This window comes from Oceanicaulis sp. (genome assembly GCF_965284345.1).
Lineage (GTDB): Bacteria > Pseudomonadota > Alphaproteobacteria > Caulobacterales > Maricaulaceae > Oceanicaulis > Oceanicaulis alexandrii_A.
The window spans coordinates 1249010-1272238 of sequence record NZ_OZ260073.1 but is presented as its reverse complement, the minus strand read 5'-3'; the positions used below and the strand labels follow the sequence as shown (position 1 = coordinate 1272238).

Below are 23229 nucleotides of genomic sequence, written 5' to 3'. Positions count from 1 at the left end.
GCAGTCCTAGAAGTTGGCTTCCAAGCGCAGATAATACTTGCCGCCGTCGGTATCGTACGGGGCATTGCGTGAGTAGATCAGGCCGCGATTGGCCTGACGGCGGGATTCATCGGGATAAGTGTCGAAAATGTTTTCGGCCCCGACGCGCATGGCGAAGTTTTCGGTCAGCTCGACGCGAAGACCGAGATCCACAAAAACTTCCGCTCCAAAGTCCTGATAGATGACGTTGGCGCTGTCATCGGTGTCCGTCCACTCGCCATAATAGCGAGCGCGAGCGTTCACGCTGTACCGGCCCAGAGCGTAATCGGCGCTGAGCACGGCGTTGTGCTGGGGCAGGCCCTGTTCGAACACGGTGCGCGAGACATCGTTGAACACGCCGCTGGCGGCTTCACCGGTGACCTCGGTCTCATTGTAGTTATACGCGCCTGTCAGCGTGACCGCGCCTTCGCCCAGATCAAAGCCATAGCTCGCCACCAGATCGAGACCGCGGGTGCGGGTGTCAAACTGGTTCTGGAAGAAGGAGACCCGGGTGATGCTCTCTCCGCCCGGAACCCCGAGCGCCGCCAGCTGCGTCCGTTCCGCATCGGTCAGGGTGAAGCTGCCAAGGGTCGAGAAGCGATCATCCACATCGATCTGGTACAGATCGGCGGTCAGGGTGAAACCGCTGGCGTGCTGGTAGGTCAGACCCAGCGAATAGTTCTGGGAGGTCTCAGCGTCCAGCGCCGTGATCTCAGGACCATTTGCGCGGGCGTTGATGATGTCCGCCACCGGACCGACCGGGCTGAAACGTCCCGAGGTGACAAGGTTCAGCGTGGTGCTATCCAGCCCCTGGGAGGTGCGTTCAGACTGCAGCTGACCGGGGGTCGGAGCGCGGAAACCGGTGGAGGTGGCGGCGCGGACCGCCAGAGCTTCGGTCAGCTCATACCGGCCTGACAGCTTGTAGTCGGTGGTGGAGCCGAACTCTGAGAAGTCTTCAAAGCGCAGTGCCGCGGCCAGCGTCAGACGCTCCGTGACAGGGGCTTCCAAATCGACATAGCCGGCATAGCTATCCTGGCTGAAGCTGCCTTCTTGCAGGTCTGAATAGCCCGGAAACCCGTTGGAGCCCGACGGCAGACTGTCAACGGCGAGCGGGCCCACGGCGTAGGAGGCTTCGTCGCCGGCTTCGATTTCATATGTCTCTTCACGCGCTTCCAGGCCGAAAGCGACGTTCACAGGCGCTGAGAAGGCGTCGACCGCCCAGCCATAAACGAAGTCGAGATTGAAATTGGTTTCCTGCTGGGCCAACACGCCGGCGCTGAAGCTGGTCGGGCTTTGCGACCCCAGCGAGGCGTTGATGGTGTTGTAGATGAAGTAATCGACTTCATTACGGCCGCGAGAGGCGCTGAAATCCCAGCTCAGTCCGAAATCCAGATCGCCGCGCAGACCCGCCACAACCTCATAGTCTTGATCCTCGGACCCGAACTGCGGGGAGAAACCGGCCGGGAAAATGGCGTTCAGATCATAGGCGGGGTCCAGCGGGCTGGTGCGATAGGCGCTGGTGAAAGCGGGGTTGCGCCAGTTGAAATCGCTGACGCCCTGACCTTGGGTGAAGGTGGCGTGGCTGTAGCCTTCAACTAAGTCGGTGATCGGAGCGGCGGCGTTCAGGGCGAAGCGCACGACCTCACGCTCAGGCTGGCCCCAGTTCTGTACCGGGTCGGCGACCTGAATGCCGGTGGCTTGCTCGAACGCGATGGCGTCCGGGCGCTGACGCGACCGCGACGTGCGCTCGGCGGTCACATGCTCAAGCGTCGCCGTGGCGAAGCCGCCATCCCCCAGTTCAAAGCCCAGTTGGGCACCGATCTGATATTCTTCACCGTCCCCTTCGTAATACTGGGAGGCCTGGGCGAAGGCGCGCAGTCCGACCGTCTCGTCCAGGATCACATTGATCACGCCCGCGATCGCGTCAGAGCCATATTGCGCCGAGGCGCCGTCGCGCAGAACTTCAACCCGGCTCACGGCGAAGGCCGGCAGCGCCGCCATGTCCGTGGACTGGGCGCCGCGCGAGCCGAGCAGGGCCGCCCGGTGGCGGCGTTTGCCATTGACCAGAACAAGGGTCTGGTCTGGCGACAGGCTGCGCAGCCGCGCCGGGCGAATGAAGATCGCGCCGTCCGCCATGGGCAGGCGCTGGATCGAGAAGGCCGGGTTCAGAACGGCCAGGGAATCCATCAGTTCATCAGACACGACGCTGTCGAGGGCCACGCCGGAGATCACGTCGACGGGCGCCAGAGAATCCAGAGCCGTCCGGCCTTCGCGGCGCGTGCCGGTCACAACGATGATGTCGTTGCGCGCGGCGGCGCTGGTGTCCGCTTCAGATTGTGTCTGGGCGAAGCTTGGGTGAGTCAGGGCTGCGGCGGCAGCACCGGCGAGAAGCAGGATGCGCATGAATTGTCCCTCCAATAGCGCGTCGATGACGCTGCGGGACCCCATGCACCGCAACGCGTCCGCTCATCTGTGATGGCGGCGTCGACGGTTAACGATTAGGCGCGGCGTGTGACGGATCAGCGATGCTTCGGCGACAGATTGAAAATTTTAGGTAATTATTTTATGCACTTATAGTCATGGTCCGGATTAATCCCGGAAAAGTGAGCGACGGGGTTTTGACAGCGGGTTCACGATAGTAAACACGACGTTAAGGAGGCGCGCCGCGATGATCGACACCGATACCCTGCACCTGCAATGGGCGCTCAGCTATCCGTTCCCGCGCCCGCAAACGCCCTTCATCTTTCTCGACGGCGCGACCTGGCCGTTAATGCAGACGAGCGGCGGGTTTGGCGACTGGATCATTGATCACGCCAAGGGACCGATGCGCATGGCCGATGCGCTGGGCGAACAGCGGTTGTCGGAGTTTGAGCGCGGCGCCTATCACGCCGTCGCGGCGGTCGGGTCAAACGCGGCGCCCGCGCAATTGCGCCGCAAATTCCGCGATCACCTGGACGATGTCGCCATTCCGGTGATCCAGATCAATGTGCCGGATCATGTGGTCGCCTACGCAAACCGCATCGCCGTCTATGGCTCGATCCCCGCGACGCTTGTCGAGCGCCCCGGCGGCTCAGTGCGGGTCTGGGCGACGCTTCTCACGACCCGCGACTACGCCATCATGAACGGCACGGAAGATCGCGGCGAGATCTATGACGGCGTGCCGATCAGCCCGATCCATGTGCCCGAAGCGGTTCAGAACCCGTTCGAGGCCTATGCGTGCCTGACAGGCTCGCTGCCCTTGCGCGTCTCCGCCTTTCCCTCAGACGGTTGCGGCTGGCCCGTGGGCGGCCAGTGGGAAGCCCAGGCCGCCGCCATTCGCGCACTGGGGCTTGATCTTTCGGTGGATCATTTTGTGCTCGAAAACACCGCTGATCCCGACTTGCGGCTGGCAAGGGATCTGGCGCTGTCAAAGGTGCGGTAGGGAGCACCTGACCTTTTCCTCTCTTTCCCGGCCTTGAGCCGGGACCCAGAGCCGTCAGCGCGCAGCGCACCATGATCGCTGGGTCCCCGCCTGCGCGGGGAAAGAGGAAAGATTACATCTCTCCTTGTCATCCCCCGCTTCATGCGGGGGATCCATGCCGGTTGTTGCGATCACGGGTGTCGGCATGGGTTCACGGGATAAACCGGTGAATGACAGTCATAGAGTCTGAAACCCCGGCCCAGCGCAGCGCCGAACCGGGGTCTCTATCAGGACAAAGCGCTTCAGGTGGAGGCAGCCTCCTAGGCGCCCGCTTTACGGCCGGTCGGATCGGCGGGGCTGCGCGTCAGGGCGTCGGCGAAGCGGTGATTGACATCACGGTGTCCCGCCTCGTCTTCACGGACTTTCACGATCACATCGCGCAGACGCGCTGTGACGGGCAGCTCCCAGTAGTCCCGCGCAATCTGAGGGGCGGCGACGTTTTCAAGCTCGCCGCGATCCACCGCCTCCAGATAATGGGTGTAGCTGATCACCGCCTCTTCCTCGAGATAGGCGACAAAGCGGTGCGCGGTCCGTGGAGCGAGTAAGTACATGAAGAAATAAGCGTTATAGAACAGGACCTGTGCGATCATGATCACGCCGCGTTCAAACACGCTGGGCTGGGCGATCTTGATGAAGGTCATGAGATGCATGCGCTCATTTTCCGCTTCATCAAGCAATTCCTTGATCCAGCCCTGGTCGTCGCGGATATGGCGCAGGCTTTTCAAGTGCTGCAGCAGGCCGCCCACCATGCCCGGCACGGCGGCGACGGTTTCAAGCACCACGGCGCGGTGGCCATAGCGGCTCCGGAAAAACAGGTCCGCAAAGACGCGCATGAATTTGACCAGACCCAGAGCGAAGCGGTCACGCAATCCTTCAGGTGCGCGCCGATTGCTCAGGGTCTCGTCTGTATAGCGGGTCATCGTCTCAGGTCTCCATGTTCAACGTTCGTTGAATATGGATTTAGGACGTTCCGGCCCCGTACAAGAGCGGGGTCCAAAATGCCGCAGACACGATCATCAGGCGCGTTTCAGCCAGCCCTTGTTGACCACCACTTCGGCGATCTGGACGGCGTTGAGCGCCGCGCCCTTGCGTAGATTGTCAGACACGATCCACATGGCGAGGCCGTTCTCCACGGTGGGGTCGTTACGGATGCGGCTGACGAAGGTGGCGAACTCGCCAACGCTTTCCACCGGGGTGACGAATTGCGGCTCATCCTCGTCGGCGCGGTCGATCACCATCAGGCCCGGCGCTTCACGCAGCAGGTTGCGAGCGTCTTCGGCGCTGAGTTCGCGTTCGAGCTCCAGATGCGCGGCGACGCAATGGCCGACAAACACCGGCACGCGGGCGCAGGTGGCGAAGAGCTTGATCTTGGGATCAAGGATCTTCTTGGTCTCCACCGTCATCTTCCACTCTTCCTTGGTGGCGCCGTCCTCCATGAAGACGTCGATTTTCGGAATGACGTTGAAGGCGATCTGCTTGGGGAAGACGTCAGGCTCAATCGGGTCGTTGACGTAGATCGCCTTGGTCTGGTTCCACAGCTCGTCCATCGCTTCGCGGCCGCCGCCGGAGGTGGACTGATAGGTGGAACAATTCGCCCGGATGATCCCCGCTGCATCATGGATGGGTTTCAGCGCCACCACGGTCTGGATGGTGGAGCAGTTCGGGTTGGCGATGATGTTCTTCTTCGGGCGCTCATTGAGCGTGTCCGGGTTCACTTCCGGCACCACCAGCGGCACGTCCGGGTCCATGCGCCAGGCGCTGGAGTTATCAATCACCAGCGCGCCGGCCTTGGCGATCTTGGGCGACATCTCGCGGGAGACATCCCCGCCTGCGCTCATCAAAACAATATCGACGGTTGAGAAATCAAACGTGTCGGCGTCCTTGATGACGAGGGTCTTGTCGCCATAAGAGACTTCGCGGCCCACAGACTTGCGGCTGGCCAGCGCATAAACGGTTTCGGCGGGGAAGAGACGCTCTTCCAGAATGGTCAGCATTTCCTGACCGACAGCGCCCGTAGCGCCCAGTACGGCGACATTGAGACCCATAATGCTTCCTCGAATTCAGCTGACGGTTGATATTTACTAGACTACAATTCCCCCTATGGGAGATTTTGTGGTCCTTCTTGCTCTTTTTCAGACCGGTTTGACGGCGATCATGCTGGGAGTGCTGGTGTTCGCCGCTATCAGGGTCTGCCTCTTGACGAACAGGTATAGCCGGTCAGACGACGCGCCCTAAAGAAAAACCCCCGGGGCCAGTCTGGCCCCGGGGGTTTCACACCGGATAGACCAGACGTTTAGCCCAGGCTGGGGTCAATCTTCTTGCACGCGTCGACAAGGCCTTTCACCGAATCCACCGAATGGTCGAACATCTCCTGCTCGTCCTTGTTCAGAGTGATTTCGACGATTTTCTCAACACCGTTGGCGCCGATCTGGATCGGCACGCCCACATACAGGCCGTCCACGCCGAACTGGCCGGTCAGGTGCGCGGCGCAGGGCAGGATGCGCTTTTTGTCGTTGAGATAGGATTTGGCCATGGCGATGGCGCTTTCCGCCGGGGCGTAAAAGGCCGAGCCATTGCCCAGCAGGCCGACGATCTCGCCGCCGCCCTTGCGGGTGCGGTCGACGATGGCGTCAATCTTCTCGTCCGTGGACCAGCCCATCTTGACCATGTCGGGCACCGGGACGCCGGCGATGGTGGAATAGCGGGTCAGCGGCACCATGGTGTCGCCATGCCCGCCCATCACGAACGCCGTGACGTCTTCGACGGACACGTCAAACTCTTCCGCCAGGAACCAGCGGAAGCGTGCAGCGTCCAGAACGCCCGCCATGCCGACCACCTTGTTGTGGGGCAGGCCGGAGAATTCGCGCAGCGCCCAGACCATGGCGTCCAGCGGGTTGGTGATGCAGATCACGAACGCGTTCGGCGCGTGTTTCTTGATGCCTTCGCCGACCGACTTCATGACCTTGAGGTTGATTTCCAGCAGGTCGTCGCGGGACATGCCCGGCTTGCGCGGCACGCCGGCGGTGACGATGCACACATCCGCGCCTGCGATCGGGGTGTAGTCCTCAACCGAACCGCCGGTCAGATGGCTGTCCTTGCCGAAGACGGGGCTCGCCTCGCACAGATCCAGCGCCTTGCCTTTGGCGGTGCCTTCATTGAGGTCCATCAGGACGACGTCGCCCAGTTCTTCGCGAGCCGCGATATGGGCCAGGGTGCCGCCGATCATGCCGGCGCCGATAAGGGCGATCTTTTTGCGAGCCATGGAAATACTCCTCAAGCCTTGCGAGGGGGGCGCGCCTTTTGATGCAGGCGCGAAGACAGGTGTGCCTGATCTACTCCGCTCAGCCGCGAAGTGCAATGCGTGGACGGGAGAAGACCGTTCACACGACCGTCAATCGCCCAGCCAGTGCATGAAACTGATATTGCGAATGCGGTCTCCGCCCATCTCGGCGCCGCCGATCAGGGCGGGCGCGTCTTCCTGCGGCGAGACGCCTGTGTGCAGATAGTCAGGCTGGATCACGCCCGAGATCAGCATCAGGCCCAGCGCCTCATCGCTGGCGCGGAACTCGAACGCGCCATCGGTCATCACAAGGCTTTCAGGACGAATGCGGCGACGATCCAGATAATAGGTCTGGCCCAGCTCGTTCACGGCGGTTTCGCCATTCATCGGGTTCAGGCTCAGCCAGACCGGGATGTCACCGGCGGCGGATCCCGCCGCGCGCCAGGCGTCGAACTCCATACGGTGGCCCACAAACAGGTGATGAACCGTCCATTCACCGGCTGTCAGCCCGCCATTGGGCAGGAAAAACCCGCCCGGCTCAAAACTGACATTGATGTGGAATTGGGCCGATGAGGCGGTTTCTGTGTCCGCTCCTGCGTCGGGGCTCGAAGCGGCGGGCATGCTGTCTTCAGAGCATCCTGTCAGCAAGACTGCGCTGGCGCTGAGAACAAGGAATTCACGGATCATCATGCGTCTCCCCAGACAATGAAGACCCATTCTGACCTGTTAACCCTGTCGCGTCACTCTGTTTGCGCGCCGCTCTCACCCACGCGCCGCTCAGCGGCCAGATAGGCGTGGCCGCTCATCTCGAACAGGCGCGAGACGGTGCGCTGGAATTCAAAGGCGAAATCGCCTTCGGGATAGAGGTTGCTCGCTTCCACCGCCGCGCTCATGACCAGCTTGGTTTTGATCTCGTAGAGCGCGTCGATCAAGGTGACGAAGCGCTTGGCCTGATCACGCTTGTCCGGGGTCAGAAGCGGGGCGCGGTCGATCATGACCGTGTGAAACGTCTCCGCCACCATCAGATAATCCGCCGGGCCAAGAGGTCTGGCGCACAATTCCTCGAAGGTGAAGCGGGCGACGCCGGCGGCCTGACGCGGGACCACCAGCTCGCGGCCCTGAACATCGAGGATGCAGGTTTGCACCTTGGCGCCGCGGGTCAGGCGCTTGAAGGCGGTGTCCATCGCTGAATCCGCTTCCGAACCGATCGGATGGTAATAGACCGGCGCCGCTTCGAGCTGCTCCAGGCGATAATCGCGGCCGGAATCGAGCTCGTGGACATCCAGCGTGTCCTTGATCAGATCGATGAAGGGTTCAAAGAGCTGACGGTTCAGCCCGTTCTTGTAGAGATCATCGGGATGGCGGTTGGAGGTGGCGACCATCACCACGCCTTCCGCGAACAGGCCGTCAAACAGGCGGCCCAAAATCATGGCGTCGCCCACATCAGTGACCTGCAGCTCGTCAAAGCACAAAAGGCGCGTCTGCTTGGCCAGCGCTTTCGCCACGCGCGGCAGCGGGTCTGCGTCCTTTTTCTCGCGCTCATGGGTAATGCGCGCCTGAAGTTCTTGCAAGAACTGGTGAAAGTGGACGCGGCGTTTTTTGCTGACAGGCGCAGCGTCAAAGAACAGATCCATCATCAGGGATTTGCCCGTCCCGACCCCGCCATAGAGATACAGGCCTTTGGGCGCCGGTTTGGATTTGCTGAAAAAGCTCGACTTGCCCTCATTCCACTCAGACAGCGCCTCGCACAGCGCTTGCAGGTGCTGGGCGATCTCGGCCTGTCCGGGATCGGGCTGCAGTCGGCCTTCGGCCACCGCCTGTTTCAGGCTGTCCACAGGACCCATGGGTTAAAGGCTCCAGACCAGGGCGGCGGCGGCGATCAGCGCAAAGCTGATTGCAGCGGCGAGCCAGACATAAGCGGGACGTTTGAGGGTGCGCATGGGCGCTTCGATACCCCGATGCGCCCGCCCCGCCAAGATGGTCGCCGTCATAGCATTATGAGGTTGCAGAAGGATTGCGAGGACATGGCGTTTCAGCGATACTCGCCTGACAGGAGAGCACGATGCTGAACTCACGCGAAATCGAGGCGCTCGATCAGGCCGGGCTCAGCCCGGAGCTACGTGATGAGGTGGTGGCGCAGGCGCAAGGCCAGATCTGGGTGAGGTTCTATCGCCTGTTCGCATATCCGTGGTGGCTGTTCGGTCTGGCTGCTCTGGCCCTTCTGGTGAACACTCAGACGCGGGATGTGATCTCTCCCGGCCTGCTGATGACGGGCATGATCCCTGTGCCGCTGGTCCTGGTAATGTTGCTGGCTACGACCTTATCCTGGTCACCCAATCCGGCGGTCCGGTTTCGCAATCGCCTGGTCCGGCTTTCGATCAATGCGACCTGGCGTTGGGGCGGCCACAAGGCCCGGCTCGATCTTGAAGAGCTGGCGGCGTATCTTGATGGGGCGGAAAATGCGGAGGCGGGTCTTGTGGTGTTGGACCCTTATCGGCGCAAACGACGCTATTACCACACGACGGTCGCCATGGGTCTGGGACTTTTCGCTATCACCATCGCCTTCTTCACCATCGGCCTGCCGCTGATGCTGGGGCTTGGCTAACCCATCCAGCCTTCCAGCTCCGCCCGCCACGCATCTGACAAGGGCGTCGGTCTGCGGGTCTGGCGATCCACATACACATGGACGAAAAAGCCTTCGGCGGCGGCGCTGTCTTCGCCGTGTTTGAAGATCGCGATTTCATAGCGCACCGAGCTGGAGCCGATGCGCGCCACGCGTACGCCGGCGTCCAGCTGATCGGGGAAGGCGGTGGCGGCGTGATAGCGGCAGCCGGTTTCCACGACCAAGCCGATCGTGTCGCCGTTTTCGATGTCCAGAAGCCCCACTTTCGCCAGGCGCCGGTTCACCGCCGTATCAAAGAAGCCGTAATAAACGACATTGTTGACATGGCCATAGGCGTCATTGTCCGCCCAGCGGGTCTCGATGGGTTCAAACTGGCTGAAATCAGCGCGGCTTGCGGGCGCTTGACGCTCTGCGCTCACAGGATTTCCTCATACATCGCCACGATGGAGGCATAGGTCATCTCGCGCGGATTATTCGGCAGCAGGCGATCATTGGCGGCCACATCCTCGGCCATTTTCGGCACGTCGTTATGGCTGATCCCGAGCTGGGAGAGGCGGCGCTCAATGCCGACCGCTTCAGCGATCCGGTCCATCTCATCGATCAGGCCCGCTGAACCCGGCTTCAGGCCCAGATGCGCCGCAATCTCTGTATACTGAGCTTCGGCTTCGGGCGCGTTATACCGCAGGACCGGCGGCAGCACGACGGCGTTTGAAAGCCCGTGCGGCACATGGAACATGCCGCCCAGCGGATAGGCCATGGCGTGGACGCCGGCGCAGGGCGAATTGGAGAAGGCTTGCCCCGCCAGCATGGCCCCCAGCAGCATGTCGCCGCGCGCTTCGCGGTCCGACCCGTCCTCGCAAGCGCGCAGGATGGAGCCGTGCAAGAGCTTCAGCGCGGTCAGCGCCAGCGCGTCCGACATCGGGTTTTTCGAGCGGCGATTGGTGAAGGCCTCGATGGCGTGGACCATGGCGTCAATGCCGGTATAGGCGGTGGGGTGCTTGGGCAGACCCAGCGTCAGATCCGGGTCCAGGATCGCCATGTCCGCATACAGAGGATCGGCCGCAATGCCGCGCTTGGAGGTCGCGCCCGTGGTCAGAACGGCCACATTGGTCACTTCTGATCCGGTGCCGGCCGTCGTTGGCAGCAAGATCAACGGCGGGCGGCTCGCGCGCACCTGCTGCACGCCATACATATTGGACAGAGACTGCTCGCCGGACAGCAGAAGCGCGACGACTTTCGCCGTATCCATCGGGCTGCCGCCGCCAAAGCCGATCACGGCATCTGCGCCAAATTCCTGGCCTTCCTGCACGGCTTCAAACACCGTGCGTTCAGGCGGATCGGCGACCACCTTGTCATAGATGTGCACGTCCAGACCGGCGTCTTTCAGGCCCGCCAGCGCCGCATCGGCCAGCCCGGCCTTGCGCACGCCCGCATCGGTGACGAAGAGGATGCGTTTCGCGCCCTTAAGCGCCGGCGCTGCGGTTTCGGCGAGACGCGCGCTTGAACCCGCTTCAAAGAGGGTTTTCGGGACCGTGGTGAAGGTGAAAGCGGTGGTCATGTGGTCGGCTCCTCCCGTCTGCAGGCTCGCACTGCGCGGATGCGTCGCGCGTGATATGAGCGGGGTCTCTTTATGCGGACCCTCTAACAAGGCACAGTATGCCTGTTCTTTCCGTACAGACCAGCCTGACCGGCCAGCCATAGGAGGCGACAATGCTCGACGAAGTGTCCACATCCATTCCGGATATGGGTCGCGCCTATTATGACCCGCTCGTGCAGGATGCTGGCAATGGCCTGACGGGGCCGGGCGGGGCGCTCTATCGCTACGCCATCCGGCCTGAGGGATATCGGCTGGGCGATGAGGATTTCATCTCAGACAGCTGGCAGCTCAAGCGCCAACCCGATTACACCCCGGCTGAACACGCCCGCTGGCGGCTCCTGTTTGAGAACCAGCGCAAAATGCTGCCGGGCCGGGCCTGCAAGGATTTCATGGAGGGGTTCGAGCAGCTCGAGCACCTGTTCAAGGATGGCATCCCCAGCTTTGACGACATCAACGCTATCCTGAAGCCCGCCACGGGCTGGACGGTTGTGCCGGTGCCCGAACTGATCCCGGACAACATTTTCTTCTGGCATCTGGAGAACCGCCGCTTCCCGGCGGGCGTCTTCATACGCGGCGGCGATCCGAAGACCAAAAAGGTCAAAGAGGCCAATGAAGGCCGCGCGCCGGAATTCGTCGAGTACACGGCGGTGGAGGACGATCTGTTCTACCTGCAGGAGCCGGACACCTTCCACGACATCTTCGGCCATGTGCCGATGCTGATGAATCCGTTCTTCGCCGACTATATCCAGGCCTATGGCGCGGGCGGCCGTCGGGCGATCGAATATAATCGCCTGAAGAATTTCGGCTCGGTCTACTGGTACACCGTCGAGTTCGGCCTGATCGAGGAAGAGGGCGAGCTGCGCGTCTATGGCGCCGGCATATTGTCGAGCCCGGACGAGACCTTGTTCTCGCTGTACTCAGACAGCCCGCACCGCATCAAGATGGTGCCTGAGCGCGTGATGCGCACGGACTATGTGATCAGCGATTTTCAGGAAACCTATTTCGTCGTGGACTCGATCAAGGCGCTTTATGAAAGCACCGCCGGTCGCGATTTCACGCCAATCTACAAGAAACTGCCCGCAGGCTTCACCTACGCCACCACCGCCGCCCTCGACACCGATGTGATCGTCACCGAGGGCACGCAGGAATATAAATTCTGCGGCGGCAAGGGCAAACCCCGCGCGGTCAAGCACATGGAAGCGCTCCGCGAAGCGCACAAGCGGTAGAGACCCTTACTTCTCTTTCCCAACGCAAGTTGGGATCCAGACGTCATAAAACGCCATGCCTATAGCTCTGGGTCCCGGCCTTCGCCGGGAAAGAGAGGGGCGGCAAACACAAAAAAAGCCCCGGCGTCTGCGCCGGGGCTTTCGTTATTGTGAGCGACGAACCGCCTACTCCATCGTCGGGATGATGAAGGCCTGGTCGGACACTTCGCCGGTGGGCCAACGCTGGGTCACCGTTTTGATCTTGGTGTAAAAGCGCACGCCTTCCATGCCGTGCTGGTTGGCGTCGCCAAACGAAGACCGCTTCCAGCCGCCAAAGGTGTGATAGGCCACCGGCACGGGGATCGGCACGTTCACGCCCACCATGCCCACATTGACCTTGGATGCGAATTCGCGCGCCGCCAGACCGTTACGCGTGAAGATCGCCACGCCATTGCCGTACTGGTGGTCGCTCGGGAGCTTGGCGGCTTCTTCGAGATCCTTGGCGCGCACGATCTGCAGCACCGGGCCGAAGATTTCTTCTTGATAGGTCTTCATGTCGGCGGTGACATGGTCAAACAGGGACGGACCGATGAAATAGCCGTTTTCATGGCCTTGCAGTTTGAAGTTCCGGCCATCGATCAATAGCTTCGCGCCTTCATCGACGCCCATCTGGATATAGCCTTCGACCTTGTCCTTATGCGCCTGTGAGACGACCGGGCCGTACTGGGCGTCGGGGTCTGTGGAGGCGCCGGGCGTCAGCTTCTCGATCTCGGGGATCAGCTTTTCCAGCAGGCGGTCGGCGGTGTCGTCACCGACCGGAACCGCGACGGGCAGGGCCATGCAGCGCTCGCCCGCCGAGCCGTAAGCGGAGCCGACGAGGTCCTGGACAACCTGATCAAGATCAGCGTCGGGCAGGATGATGCCGTGGTTCTTGGCGCCGCCCATGGCCTGCACGCGCTTGGCGTTCGCCGTGCCGCGCGAATAGACGTATTGCGCGATGTCAGAGCTGCCCACAAAGCTCACCGCCTTGATGTCGGGATGGTCCAGGATCGCGTCGACCGCTTCCTTGTCGCCATGCACGACGTTAAGAATGCCGTCGGGCAGGCCCGCTTCGGTCATCAGTTCCGCGAGGCGCACCGGCACGGACGGATCTTTTTCCGACGGCTTGAGGATGAAGGCGTTGCCGCAGGCGATCGCCACGCCGAACATCCACATCGGGATCATGGCGGGGAAGTTGAACGGGGTGATGCCCGCCACCACGCCCAGGGCCTGACGCATGGAGTAGACGTCGATGCCGGGGCCCGCGCCTTCAGTGTATTCACCCTTCATCAGATGCGGCACGCCGCAGGCGAATTCGATCACTTCCAGACCGCGCTGAATGTCGCCCTTGGCGTCAGCGACCACCTTGCCGTGCTCCGTCGACAGCAGCACCGCCAGCTCGTCCATGTTCTCTTCAAGCAATTGCTTGAACTTGAACATGACGCGGGCGCGGCGCTGGGGGTTCACCGCAGCCCAGGCCGGTTGCGCCGCTTTGGCGATGGCGACCGCGTCGTCCATTTCCTTGACGCTGGCGAGGGCGACCTTGGCCTGAATCTCGCCCGTATTGGGGTCATAGACATCGCCAAACCGGTTTGAGCCGCCGGGCGCGGCCTTGCCGTTGATGAAATGATGGATATCGCGGTGTGCGGACATAAGGCTTCCTCCATCGGCCGGTCTTGGGTGGACGCCGGCGCGTGTGGTTATGATCTGAGGCGGGTGTAACGCCCGGCGGGGGCGCTTGTCGAGCACCCAGCAGAGGATGTGAGCGCTAGCGGCCCGAGAGGTTGGCGGGTTCGCCTTGGGCGGTCTGTCCGCTCCAACCCTCATCGCTGAAGGCGCCTGAGAACACGCTGGCGCCGCTGGGGTCAAACAGGCTCAGGGTCTGGTCCGCATCGCGATAACTCCAGAACGCGGCGCTTGACACGCTGTCCGGGCAGTTGGGCATGGCGGTCGCAAAGCCGGACGCGTCGCGCTGATCGAGATTGGTTTCAGGCAGGGGCGCGGCGGTGGCGTCCAGCAAGATCTCGCAGCTTTGTGACGGCGTGGTGAGCGTATAGACGCCGCCTTCGGGCGGCTCTGAGACCGCGACTGCGAGAGCAAGAAGCCCGATCTGGAGTGAAAGCATGGCGTGTGATGTCCTTCAGGGCTGAACCCAGCCGGAATGCGGGCCGTCTTCCGCCCAGTATAAACGCACCCGCTCGCCATCGCCACTCCAGCCGGAGATGGCGGTCGGCTGAATGGCGCCTGCCCGCCAAAGGATGCGGCCTTCGGCGTTGATCAAGTCCAGGAGCGCCCGCCCATCGTTCGGCCGCCGCCAGCGCACGATCTCTGACCAGGGCGCGTCGCATTGGTCTGAATGCACCTGCCCCTCCAGAAGGCTCGCTCCATCACGATTAAGCCGCAGCGTGCAGGGGCTGTCTTGCACGCGCCAGGCGCCGATGAACCAGGTGGCGCCCAGCCCCTGATCCGAACGCGGCAGAAGGGGCGCCGCACGGTTGGGCGGCGGTCCTGCCTGCGCCTGAAACGCCTGTGTTTGAGGCGCGGCGCAACTGCTCGCCAGGCCGAGAAATGAGACAAAAAAGCAACGTAAGAGCATTATGTTCCCCTCTTGCGTGTGCAAGCTGATAGCGCGGCATTTCTTGATTTGCCGGTCGATGTAAGTTAACCTCAACAGTGACGGCGAAAAACTCGCCGCTAGACGATATGTTCGGGGAACGCACATGAAAAAGATCAAGGGGCCGCTGCTTGCGGCGACGTCAGCTGTCATGCTCGCCATGGCTATGGGGTCTTCAGCGCAGGCGATCCCGTTCCGTGATGATGTTGGAGATGAAGGCGCGCAAGAGTTCGCACAAGGCTGGGACGGCGTCGTTCAGATTTATCTGTGGAACCGCGTCACGGGCGGCATCGGTTTCAATTGCACCGGATCCATGATCAATGCGCGGACCGTGATATCGGCGGCGCACTGTTTCGACGCCAACCCTGAACAGGTCTATGCGGACGCGCCAGGCTCTTTGACGCCGATCATCGCATTTGGTCCCGATACCTTCGTGCCGCTTTTCAACTGGATCAACACGAACCAGCAATTTGTTGACGATCTGAACGGCCTGACCTTCGGCGTCGACCTGATGATGCATCCCGACAGCGAAGTGAACGGCGTCAACACCTTCCCCGCCGCCGATGTGGCGATGATCGCGCTGGCCAACCCGCTCTACACCCTGCCCACTTACGGCATGCTGTTTAGCCCGATCCCCGAGGACGTCTTCAATGAAGGTGTTCTCGTCAACCAGATCGGCTACGGCACCTTCCATCCGGGTTCGGATAATGATGCCGGATCGATCAACGGTCGTCGCCGCGCGGGCGAGAACATGCTGGGCCTGATGGCCTCCCAAAGCGATTTCTTCCAGGCGCTCGCGGGTGAAAACGCCGGCTCGCCCGTTCCAAGCGACAACCAACTCTTGTACTGGACCGATTTCGATCTGCCCGGTCGTACCGGGACTTGCGTGCGCGCTAATCTGGGCGCGACGGCGGAAGACAGTATTTTCTGTGACGACAATGTTCCAGGCGATGGCGTGCGTCTGGATGGCGACACCGTCATTTTGCCCGGGCCGTCCATTGATTACTTCCCAGGTGACGCCCTGCCCAATGAAGCTGCGACCGGCGGCGGTGATTCGGGCGGGCCGCTGATGGCCATGAACCTCTTCAACAACCCGCTGCTGCTCGGGGTGCTGTCCGGCGGGTTCGTTGACGGGTTCTTTACACCCCTCGGGCCAGAGCTATGGCGAGGTGAGTTACTACAATCCGCTTTTCACCTACCACCAGTGGATCAGCGAAAATAACCCTTACAAATACGTCAGCGCGATGGCGGGCGACGGAGTGTGGTCGGACCCTGATCACTGGATTCAGGGCCTCGACCCAAACTATTTCATCTACAATGAAGACGGCGAGATCGTGAACGGTCTTCCCGACGGAGATGAAGGCGGGTTGGGCCAGCGCCGTCCGATCAATGGCATTGTGTTTGACACCCCGGTGGCGGACACCGACACCGGTGACAATTCTGCTGGCTCAGGCGCCAACCTCATAAACTTCTCCATCGACAGCCTGGTGGCCACATTGCCTGCGGATTTGCGCGATGCTTTCGCCGGGTATGACTGGTCCGAAGGCGAGGCTCTTGCGCCGCAAACCGTATCGGGCCTGATCCAGACGCTGACGGGGCCGGGCTATACCGGCTTCGTGCCGGATAATTATTATGGCGGCCCCAATGCGCCTGCCTTTGAAGATCCGGCGCAATTCTTTGACGTGACCTTGGCGGCAGCTGGCACGACCACGCTGGACCTCGACAATGTCGAAATCGACAATCTGACCCTGGCGGGCGGCGATGCGCGCCTGGTGATCGCCGAAGACGCGTTCCTGGCGAGCCTGATCGGCGTGAATGTCTTCGCTGGCGAGCTTGAGGTGAATGGCGGCCTGTTCTCACGCGAGCTGATGCTCTGGAGCGGTCTGTTAAGCGGGGCAGGCGAGATCTCCCTGTTTGATCCCAATTCCTTCCTGGGCAATGGCGTCTTCCTGGACGGCGCGGTTTACAATGTGGGCGGCGTCGTGACTGCGGGCGCGATCGGCGCAACAGGGACACTCACCCTCAACGGCGATTACATCCAGTCCGCTGGCGGCGTGCTGGGCGTGGATTGGAGCGCTTCCGGCGCGGACCTGCTACAGGTCAATGGCGATGTGTCCTTGGATGGCGTCATCGCCGTCAATCCCATCGGCGGATATCTGCCCGCTTTTGGCGACACACGTCGTATTCTGAATTTCACGGGCGAGCGCCTGGGCGAGTTCGCGGGCGACAATCTGCCGGGCGTTCTTTTTCTGTCGCAGACCTATGGATCCGGCTTTGTCAGCGTGACCGTTGACGCGGCGGATTTTGCGACAGTCGCCGATTTCCAGAACCCCTCCCAATCGGGGCTGGCGCAGTATCTCGATGGCGCGCGGAGCTCATCCTATGATGATCTGGAGACGCTCTATCGCGGTCTTGACTTGCAATCGGGGGCGCAGCTGGCGGCTTCGTTTGAAGCACTGGCGCCCCATGAGGCCTTCCAGTCGCGTCGGGCCAGCCGGGCGCATCTGGAGACGTTCAGCGCGCAAATGCGTGACATTGCGCTGACCCAGGGCCTGTCCCACGACTCCGCGATGGGCGCCGCGGCGTTCACCGCGCGTCTGATGGATACCGACATGCGTCCCTCACTGAACGAAGCGAGCCTTGCGCTTCAGACTGAAGACAGCGCGTCTGGCCCCGTCATGAATGATGCGGGTAACGGCATTCGCATTTTCTCTGCGGGCGGTCAGCTCGATGGCGAGGTCCAGACCACCAACGTCTCAGAGGGTGATCTGGAGGGGCATTTCGGCATGGTCGGCGCAGATATTCAGGCGCGCGACTGGCTGCGTGTGGGCGCGGCATTGGGCTATGCCAGCTCGGAAGTCGAGACTGTCGCACTGACGGCTGGCTCCATAACCTCCGAAATCGATACCCTGCAATTGTCGGCCTATGCGGTGGCCGAACGCGGTCCAATTCTGGGTATGGTGCGGCTGTCCTCTGCCTCTCATGACACCGAGAGCCGGCGTTCTCTGAGCGTGGGCGGTCAGTCTCTCGCGGCTGAAGGGTCCCAGGATTCCGACACGCTGGAAGCGAGCCTGATGGGCGCCTATCGCATCGACCCGCTGGAAGGTTGGCTTCACCTGACCCCGCTTGTCAGCATGACCTGGTCCGAGACCGAGTATGACGCTGGTCAACAGACCGGGTCCGCCGCCGCGGTGAACCTGTCTGAATCGATCAGCAATGAGCTGGTGGCGCGCGCCGGTCTCAAGCTCAATACGAGCCTGAACTGGGGCTCGGCGCGGATCGAGCCGCAAGCCTATCTCGGCTTCGCGGGCGATCTGCTGGATGGTTCGGAAACGGTTTATGGTTCGTTCACGAACGCACCGGGACTGTTCTCCATCGCGCCGGGCGTGAATGGCGACGATGAATGGAGCGAGATCAGCGTGGGCGTGACGGCCTATCTGCCGAACAATCTGACGGTGGCTGTCAGTTATGAGGAGATTCAGGACCGTAAGGACCTGTTGAGCACTCAAGCGTTCTCGGTCGGCGCTCGTCTGCGTTTCTGATCCGTACGTATTATTTGATTGAGGAGCCGCCCCGGACAGGCCGGGGCGGCTTTCTTATGGGCGGCTGTCAGCGAACCAGGACTGAGTGCGGTTGGCGAAGGCGACCAGCGACAGCATCACCGGCACCTCCACCAGCACGCCCACCACGGTCGCCAGCGCAGCGCCGGAATTCAGGCCGAACAAGGAAATCGCCACCGCGACCGCCAGCTCGAAGAAGTTCGATGTGCCGATCAGAGCGCAGGGCGCGGCGATGTTGAACGGGACGCGGGCGACATACGCAGCGGCGTAAGCCAGGCCGAAGATGCCGTAGGACTGGATCAGCAGCGGAACCGCGATCATGGCGATCACGACGGGTTGCGCGAGCAAGGTCTGTCCTTGGAAGCCGAACAGGATCACCACAGTGGCGATCAGCCCTAAAATGGAGAGCGGCTTGACGCGGGCTGTGAAAGCGCGGACCGCCGCATCGCCTTCCAGCGGGGGCAGATCTCGGGTCAGCATGTGTCGCACCAGCGCGCCTGCGACCAAGGGCGCGACGACATAAAGCCCAACCGAAAGCAGCAAGGTGTTCCACGGCACGCTCACCTCGGTCACACCCAGCAAGAGCGCTACGATAGGGGCGAAGGCGAACACCATGATGACGTCATTGGCGGCGACCTGCACCAAGGTGTAGTTCGCGTCGCCTTTGGTCAGTTGCGACCAGACAAACACCATCGCCGTGCACGGCGCCGCGCCCAGAAGGATCAGCCCGGCGATATAGGCCTGGGCGTCGGCGGGGTTCAGGAAAGGGGCGAAAACAAACTCAAAGAACACCACCGCCAGCCCGGCCATGGTGAAGGGCTTGACCAGCCAGTTCACGACGAGGGTGATGGCGAGGCCTTTGGGCCGGTCGCCGATCTGGCGCAGGCTGCTCAGATCAATACTCACCATCATCGGAAAGACCATCAGCCAGATCAGCACCGCCACCGGCAGGTTCACATTGGCGATTTGCAGGCCTGCGAGCCATGCGAACCCTTCCGGGAACACGACGCCAAGGCCGACGCCAAAGACGATGGCGGCGCCGACCCAGACTGACAGCCAGGCTTCGAAAAATCCGATACCGCCTGGCGCCATTTCAGCCTGCGTCCCATCAGTACTCATTGAGAGGCTCCTTCATGGGCGGCGTGCAGTATGGCGAGACGGCCTTTGGGGGCAGCCTCTATGATCCCGGCCTTCAGACACGATTCAATGCGGGATTTGAGCGCCTGAAAGGTCGCTTCGAAGGCGGCCTTTGCCTGTGGGCCGTCAGGACTTGCAGCCGGGTCGGGCAATCCCCAATGCGCTCGCACCGGCGCTCCGGGCCAGATGGGACAGGTCTCAGAAGCGGCGCTGTCACAAACCGTGATCACCACATCGATGTCCAGCGCATCCTCGCCTTCAAATTCATCCCAGCTTTTCGACCGAAGACCGTCCTGGCTGAGGCCATGTCGGCGGAGGGTTTCCAGGGCGTAAGGGTTGGGCGCGCCTGTCGGCTTTGATCCTGCGGAATACGCTGTAAGCTGACCTTGGCCGAGATCAGTCCAGAGCGCTTCCGCCATGATCGAACGCGCGGAGTTGCCGGTGCAAAGGACGAGCAGTTTCATAGGGCCGGATCCTGATTTGCGCTCAACGAGGGAGGCATTAAGATTGGCCTCTGTATATTTCAGGAATGATTGAAATGAAAGAGCCTGCCGTGACGTCTGTCGCCGTCGCCCACCAGTTTGGAGCTCTGGCGCACGAAACGCGCCTGGTCGTGTTTCGCACCGTGATGAATGCTGGGCCGGAGGGCGTCTCGGCCGGGGATCTGGCGACCAAGGCGCAAGTGAGCCCGAGCAATCTGTCCGCGCATTTGACGGTTCTGGTGTCCGCGGGCCTTCTGAATGTGCGTCGGGACGGGCGGCGTCGCTATTATTCCGCGGCTCTGCCGACGGTGCGCGGTTTGCTCAACTATCTGATCGTGGAGTGTTGTGACGGCAATCCGGAAGTGTGCGATCTGCAAGTGTCATCCCTCGTGGGCTTGCAGACAGAGGGCTGCTAGGCGCCCAATGCCGTCATGACAGGAGTCGAGCAGACACCCGCCCATGTGGTGGACCAGCTGATTGAAGAGCGGGCGGTGCGCCTGTCCGCCAATTCCATGCTCTGGCCGTGGATCAAACGCGTCTTCTATCCCTTGCTGGGATATGAAAAGGCGCGCTCGATCGCCGACGCTCTGGTCGCAAAACCCGGCGAAGAGGCGATGGACTGGGCGCAGGATTTCCTCAGCATGAGCGCCAGTGTGGACGGGCTCGACTACGTCCCTGAAACCGGTCCTTGCGTCATCACCGCCAACCATCCCGGCGGCATCTCTGACGGGATCGCCGTGTGGCAAGCGCTGAAGGCACGCCGCCCTGACATGGTGTTTTTCGCCAATCGCGATGCGATCCGGGTGTGCGAAGGGCTGTCGGATGTGGTGATCCCGGTGGAATGGCGGCCTGGCTACCGCAATCGTGAGAAAACCCGCGACACCCTGAAACGCGCCATCACCGCCTTTCAGCAGGGGCGCTGCGTGGTGGTGTTTCCGGCCGGGCGTATGTCGGTGTGGGACTGGCGCACCCTGTCGCTGCGCGATGATAGCTGGCAGCCCACCGCCGTCAGCCTGGCGCGCAAATTCAAGGCGCCGATAATCTCACTGGGCGTCAAACAGCGCATGTCGCTGTGGTTTTACGGTCTGGGGCTGATCCATGAAGAACTGCGCCACATGACCGTGTTTCACGAGCTTCTGGCCAAGAAGGGCGCCCATTACCGACTCAAATTCGGTGCGCCCCTGGATCCGCTGGCTCTGGCCGGTGACGAACAGGTGGCGAGCGAGAGCTTACGGCTGTGCAGCCAGGGTCTCGCGCGGCAGGCCTGAAACCCCGTTCTCTTTTGACCTGATTGGTCTAAGCTCTCGCCAGGAGGGGGACGGTTATGCGTGACGATAGCTATCTCAAGCGTTTGATGGCGGACCTTGATCTTTGGGTCGGGGACGGTCTCATTGATGAGACGACCGCCAAGGCGCTCGGTGACCATGCCCGGGCGCAATCGGCGTCGCCCAGCTCTTCCCCCATATTGGCCAGTCTGGCCGGACTGGTCATTGGTCTTGGCGTCATCACGATCATCGCGGCGAACTGGTCTGCGCTGACCGGCGTGGTGCGGCTTGGGATGGCGGGCCTTTTGATCAGCGCCGCCATACTGTCAGCCGGCTATTTGCGCGACCGCGCCTTGCCCCTGGCGTCCAATATCATCGCGGCCATCGCCGTTTTGCTGGCGGGCGGCGGGGTGGTCGTCATCGGCCAGCTCTATCACGCCAGCTCCACCAGTTCAGCATTCCTGAGCTTGTGGACCGTGATTGGTTTGTTGATCACACTCATGCTGCGCGCGCCCCTGGCCGGCGCCGGGACAGCGCTTTTGGCCTTGCTGTGGAGCTTGTTTCACTTTGGTGAAGTCGGCGAGCTCACCCGCCTGCCAGAACCGATCTGGGTGATTCCTGTCCTGTTTGGGTTGGGCGTCATGGGGTGGAACTGGCGGTCCCTGGGTCTGCTCAATATCATCTTCCTGACGGTGATCGTCTGGGTGAGCTGGAATGTCGTTGAGCTGTTTCTGGATGAGATCAGAGGAGAAGACGACATCCGCGTGACCTATGCCTTGGCGGCTCTATGGGCGGGACTCGCCCTTGTTGCAGAACTCTGCGCGCGCTCCACAACGGTTTTCGCCCTGAGGAGTTTCGCGGGTTGGTCCGCTTGGGCCGCCATGGGGTTCTTGCTGATCGGGCTAGCGACAGAACGGGTCCTAAGCAGTGATTATATGATGGTTATCGCGGCATTGAGTCTGGCGATCTTTTCGGGGCTGACCGCCTATGGCGCGGCGCCCGGACGGCGCTGGATGCGCGGCGCCGGCGTGTTCGGCTTCATCGGCGCCGCGATCATTATTTTCACCTATTCCACGAACCTGGTCACGGCCGGCGTCACCCTGATCGTGTTTGGCGGCGCGCTGACCGCCTTGTTGCTGGTCACCAACCGCATGCTCGTGAAAGCCCGGGAGCACGCCTCATGATCAAGATCTCTTTTCTGGCGCGCGCCGCGATCGGTCTGGCTGTGATCCTGTCGGGTCTGGGCTGGATGACCCTCAATCATGAAACGGCCCGATCGTCAGGGCGTGAAGTGATCTTGCAGACCAATCCGGTGGATCCGCGCGACGTGTTCTTTGGCCATTACGCCATTTTGAACTATCGCGAGTTTGGGCCGCGTGATGTTCAGGTCGCCCTGTCCGATGACCCAGACCTCGCGGTGGGCGACACTGTGTATGTTCCGCTGATTCAGTCCGGCGCTTTCTATACGCCCGGCGAGGTGTTTGCAGCGCGCGAAGACGCCGCTGCGACGGGCGCGCCCATTCTCGAGGCAGAACTGATTGAGGGGTATGTCGTTCGCGATGAGGACGATGACGCGCTCTGGATTCGTTTTGACCTGCCGTCTCAGTATTTCGCCGATTCTGAGACGGCGATTGCGCTTCAAACCGATTTTCAAACGGCGATCGCAATGCTGCGCAGGCGCGAGCAGTGGGAAACCTGCCGGGATTTGCAACGCAATGCGCCGGCCGAGTTCGAGGAGTCCTGGCGGTGCGAGGATTTTGACCTCGCTGATGAACCCACGTCGGACATTCCGGAGTATGGCGTGATCCTGTCTGTCTCCGATACCGGCGACGCCGTGATCAAGGGGCTCTATCTGAATGGACAGCGCCTCTATGACACGCTGACCGGCCCCCGACTGACGCTAGAGCGCGACGCGTAGATGCAAAAAACGCCCCGATCCTGAGACCGGG

The 23229-nt window shown here is 61.8% G+C and carries 23 protein-coding genes; 9 read left to right on the top strand and 14 right to left on the bottom strand.

Going from position 1 to position 23229, the window contains the following annotated elements:
- Nucleotides 1-6: 6 nt before the first annotated feature.
- Nucleotides 7-2421, bottom strand: a complete 2415-nt coding sequence (locus ACQ66J_RS06290) for a TonB-dependent receptor plug domain-containing protein (RefSeq protein ID WP_430430935.1) — start codon at nt 2419-2421, stop codon at nt 7-9.
- Nucleotides 2422-2686: 265 nt separating this feature from the next.
- On the opposite strand from ACQ66J_RS06290, the gene ACQ66J_RS06285 reads away from it, so the two are divergent.
- Nucleotides 2687-3439, top strand: coding sequence for a hypothetical protein (locus tag ACQ66J_RS06285; protein ID WP_430430934.1), 753 nt, complete (start codon nt 2687-2689; stop codon nt 3437-3439).
- A gap of 299 nt (nt 3440-3738) precedes the next feature.
- On the opposite strand, the gene ACQ66J_RS06280 is transcribed toward ACQ66J_RS06285, so the two are convergent.
- From ACQ66J_RS06280 to ACQ66J_RS06255, 6 genes are all read right to left on the bottom strand, one after another.
- The gene (locus ACQ66J_RS06280) at nt 3739-4398 is read right to left on the bottom strand and encodes an alternative oxidase (protein ID WP_430430933.1); all 660 of its coding nucleotides are present in this window, start codon (nt 4396-4398) and stop codon (nt 3739-3741) included.
- A 96-nt stretch (nt 4399-4494) separates the two neighbouring features.
- Nucleotides 4495-5523, bottom strand: coding sequence for an aspartate-semialdehyde dehydrogenase (locus ACQ66J_RS06275; RefSeq protein WP_430430932.1), 1029 nt, complete (start codon nt 5521-5523; stop codon nt 4495-4497).
- 248 nt (nt 5524-5771) lie between these two features.
- Nucleotides 5772-6740: a malate dehydrogenase gene (gene mdh, locus ACQ66J_RS06270; RefSeq protein ID WP_375547949.1), complete on the bottom strand. Its 969-nt coding sequence runs from the start codon at nt 6738-6740 to the stop codon at nt 5772-5774.
- A gap of 129 nt (nt 6741-6869) precedes the next feature.
- Complete coding sequence (locus tag ACQ66J_RS06265) at nt 6870-7445, bottom strand: hypothetical protein (protein ID WP_430430931.1); 576 nt, start codon at nt 7443-7445, stop codon at nt 6870-6872.
- 53 nt (nt 7446-7498) lie between these two features.
- Nucleotides 7499-8602 (bottom strand): cell division protein ZapE, encoded by a 1104-nt coding sequence (gene zapE / locus ACQ66J_RS06260; RefSeq protein WP_430430930.1) that lies wholly within the window; start codon nt 8600-8602, stop codon nt 7499-7501.
- A gap of 3 nt (nt 8603-8605) precedes the next feature.
- On the bottom strand, nt 8606-8749 hold the full coding sequence (locus tag ACQ66J_RS06255) for a hypothetical protein (protein WP_375547952.1): 144 nt from the start codon (nt 8747-8749) through the stop codon (nt 8606-8608).
- 71 nt (nt 8750-8820) lie between these two features.
- Here ACQ66J_RS06255 and ACQ66J_RS06250 point away from each other — a divergent pair, with 71 nt between their 5' ends.
- A complete protein-coding gene (locus ACQ66J_RS06250; RefSeq protein ID WP_430430929.1) occupies nt 8821-9363 on the top strand; it encodes a hypothetical protein in 543 nt (180 codons plus the stop codon).
- Here ACQ66J_RS06250 and ACQ66J_RS06245 read toward each other — a convergent pair.
- On the bottom strand, nt 9360-9800 hold the full coding sequence (locus tag ACQ66J_RS06245) for an acyl-CoA thioesterase (protein ID WP_430430928.1): 441 nt from the start codon (nt 9798-9800) through the stop codon (nt 9360-9362). The genes ACQ66J_RS06250 and ACQ66J_RS06245 overlap by 4 nt on opposite strands.
- Nucleotides 9797-10939: an iron-containing alcohol dehydrogenase gene (locus ACQ66J_RS06240; protein WP_430430927.1), complete on the bottom strand. Its 1143-nt coding sequence runs from the start codon at nt 10937-10939 to the stop codon at nt 9797-9799. The genes ACQ66J_RS06245 and ACQ66J_RS06240 overlap by 4 nt, the downstream gene beginning before the upstream one ends.
- A 152-nt stretch (nt 10940-11091) precedes the next feature.
- Between ACQ66J_RS06240 and ACQ66J_RS06235 the strand changes: the two genes are divergently transcribed.
- Nucleotides 11092-12204 (top strand): phenylalanine 4-monooxygenase, encoded by a 1113-nt coding sequence (locus ACQ66J_RS06235; protein ID WP_430430926.1) that lies wholly within the window; start codon nt 11092-11094, stop codon nt 12202-12204.
- 165 nt (nt 12205-12369) lie between these two features.
- On the opposite strand, the gene ACQ66J_RS06230 is transcribed toward ACQ66J_RS06235, so the two are convergent.
- From ACQ66J_RS06230 to ACQ66J_RS06220, 3 genes are all read right to left on the bottom strand, one after another.
- Nucleotides 12370-13875 (bottom strand): CoA-acylating methylmalonate-semialdehyde dehydrogenase, encoded by a 1506-nt coding sequence (locus ACQ66J_RS06230; RefSeq protein WP_375547957.1) that lies wholly within the window; start codon nt 13873-13875, stop codon nt 12370-12372.
- A 115-nt stretch (nt 13876-13990) separates the two neighbouring features.
- Nucleotides 13991-14347, bottom strand: a complete 357-nt coding sequence (locus ACQ66J_RS06225) for a hypothetical protein (RefSeq protein WP_430430925.1) — start codon at nt 14345-14347, stop codon at nt 13991-13993.
- Between the two features lie 15 nt (nt 14348-14362).
- Nucleotides 14363-14818, bottom strand: a complete 456-nt coding sequence (locus ACQ66J_RS06220; protein ID WP_430430924.1) for a hypothetical protein — start codon at nt 14816-14818, stop codon at nt 14363-14365.
- 124 nt (nt 14819-14942) lie between these two features.
- Here ACQ66J_RS06220 and ACQ66J_RS06215 point away from each other — a divergent pair, with 124 nt between their 5' ends.
- Together ACQ66J_RS06215 and ACQ66J_RS06210 are read left to right on the top strand one after the other, a co-directional pair.
- Nucleotides 14943-16058, top strand: a complete 1116-nt coding sequence (locus ACQ66J_RS06215; RefSeq protein ID WP_430430923.1) for a trypsin-like serine protease — start codon at nt 14943-14945, stop codon at nt 16056-16058.
- Entirely contained in the window at nt 15964-18378 is a 2415-nt protein-coding gene (locus ACQ66J_RS06210) for an autotransporter domain-containing protein (protein WP_430430922.1), read from the top strand. Before ACQ66J_RS06215 ends, ACQ66J_RS06210 begins: the two co-directional genes overlap by 95 nt.
- A 54-nt stretch (nt 18379-18432) precedes the next feature.
- On the opposite strand, the gene arsB is transcribed toward ACQ66J_RS06210, so the two are convergent.
- Together arsB and ACQ66J_RS06200 are read right to left on the bottom strand one after the other, a co-directional pair.
- The gene (arsB, locus tag ACQ66J_RS06205; protein ID WP_430430921.1) at nt 18433-19515 is read right to left on the bottom strand and encodes an ACR3 family arsenite efflux transporter; all 1083 of its coding nucleotides are present in this window, start codon (nt 19513-19515) and stop codon (nt 18433-18435) included.
- Nucleotides 19512-19997: an arsenate reductase ArsC gene (locus tag ACQ66J_RS06200; protein ID WP_430430920.1), complete on the bottom strand. Its 486-nt coding sequence runs from the start codon at nt 19995-19997 to the stop codon at nt 19512-19514. Before ACQ66J_RS06200 ends, arsB begins: the two co-directional genes overlap by 4 nt.
- A gap of 89 nt (nt 19998-20086) precedes the next feature.
- Here ACQ66J_RS06200 and ACQ66J_RS06195 point away from each other — a divergent pair, with 89 nt between their 5' ends.
- From ACQ66J_RS06195 to ACQ66J_RS06180, 4 genes are read left to right on the top strand one after another with little or no spacing between them, the layout of a single operon-like run.
- A complete protein-coding gene (locus ACQ66J_RS06195) occupies nt 20087-20431 on the top strand; it encodes an ArsR/SmtB family transcription factor (protein ID WP_375547963.1) in 345 nt (114 codons plus the stop codon).
- A gap of 15 nt (nt 20432-20446) precedes the next feature.
- On the top strand, nt 20447-21283 hold the full coding sequence (locus ACQ66J_RS06190; RefSeq protein WP_430430919.1) for a 1-acyl-sn-glycerol-3-phosphate acyltransferase: 837 nt from the start codon (nt 20447-20449) through the stop codon (nt 21281-21283).
- A gap of 56 nt (nt 21284-21339) precedes the next feature.
- Entirely contained in the window at nt 21340-22464 is a 1125-nt protein-coding gene (locus ACQ66J_RS06185) for a DUF2157 domain-containing protein (RefSeq protein WP_430430918.1), read from the top strand.
- Nucleotides 22461-23198 carry a GDYXXLXY domain-containing protein gene (locus tag ACQ66J_RS06180; RefSeq protein WP_430430917.1) on the top strand — a complete coding sequence of 246 codons (738 nt, stop codon included), beginning with the start codon at nt 22461-22463 and terminating at the stop codon, nt 23196-23198. Before ACQ66J_RS06185 ends, ACQ66J_RS06180 begins: the two co-directional genes overlap by 4 nt.
- The last annotated feature ends 31 nt before the right edge of the window (nt 23199-23229 follow it).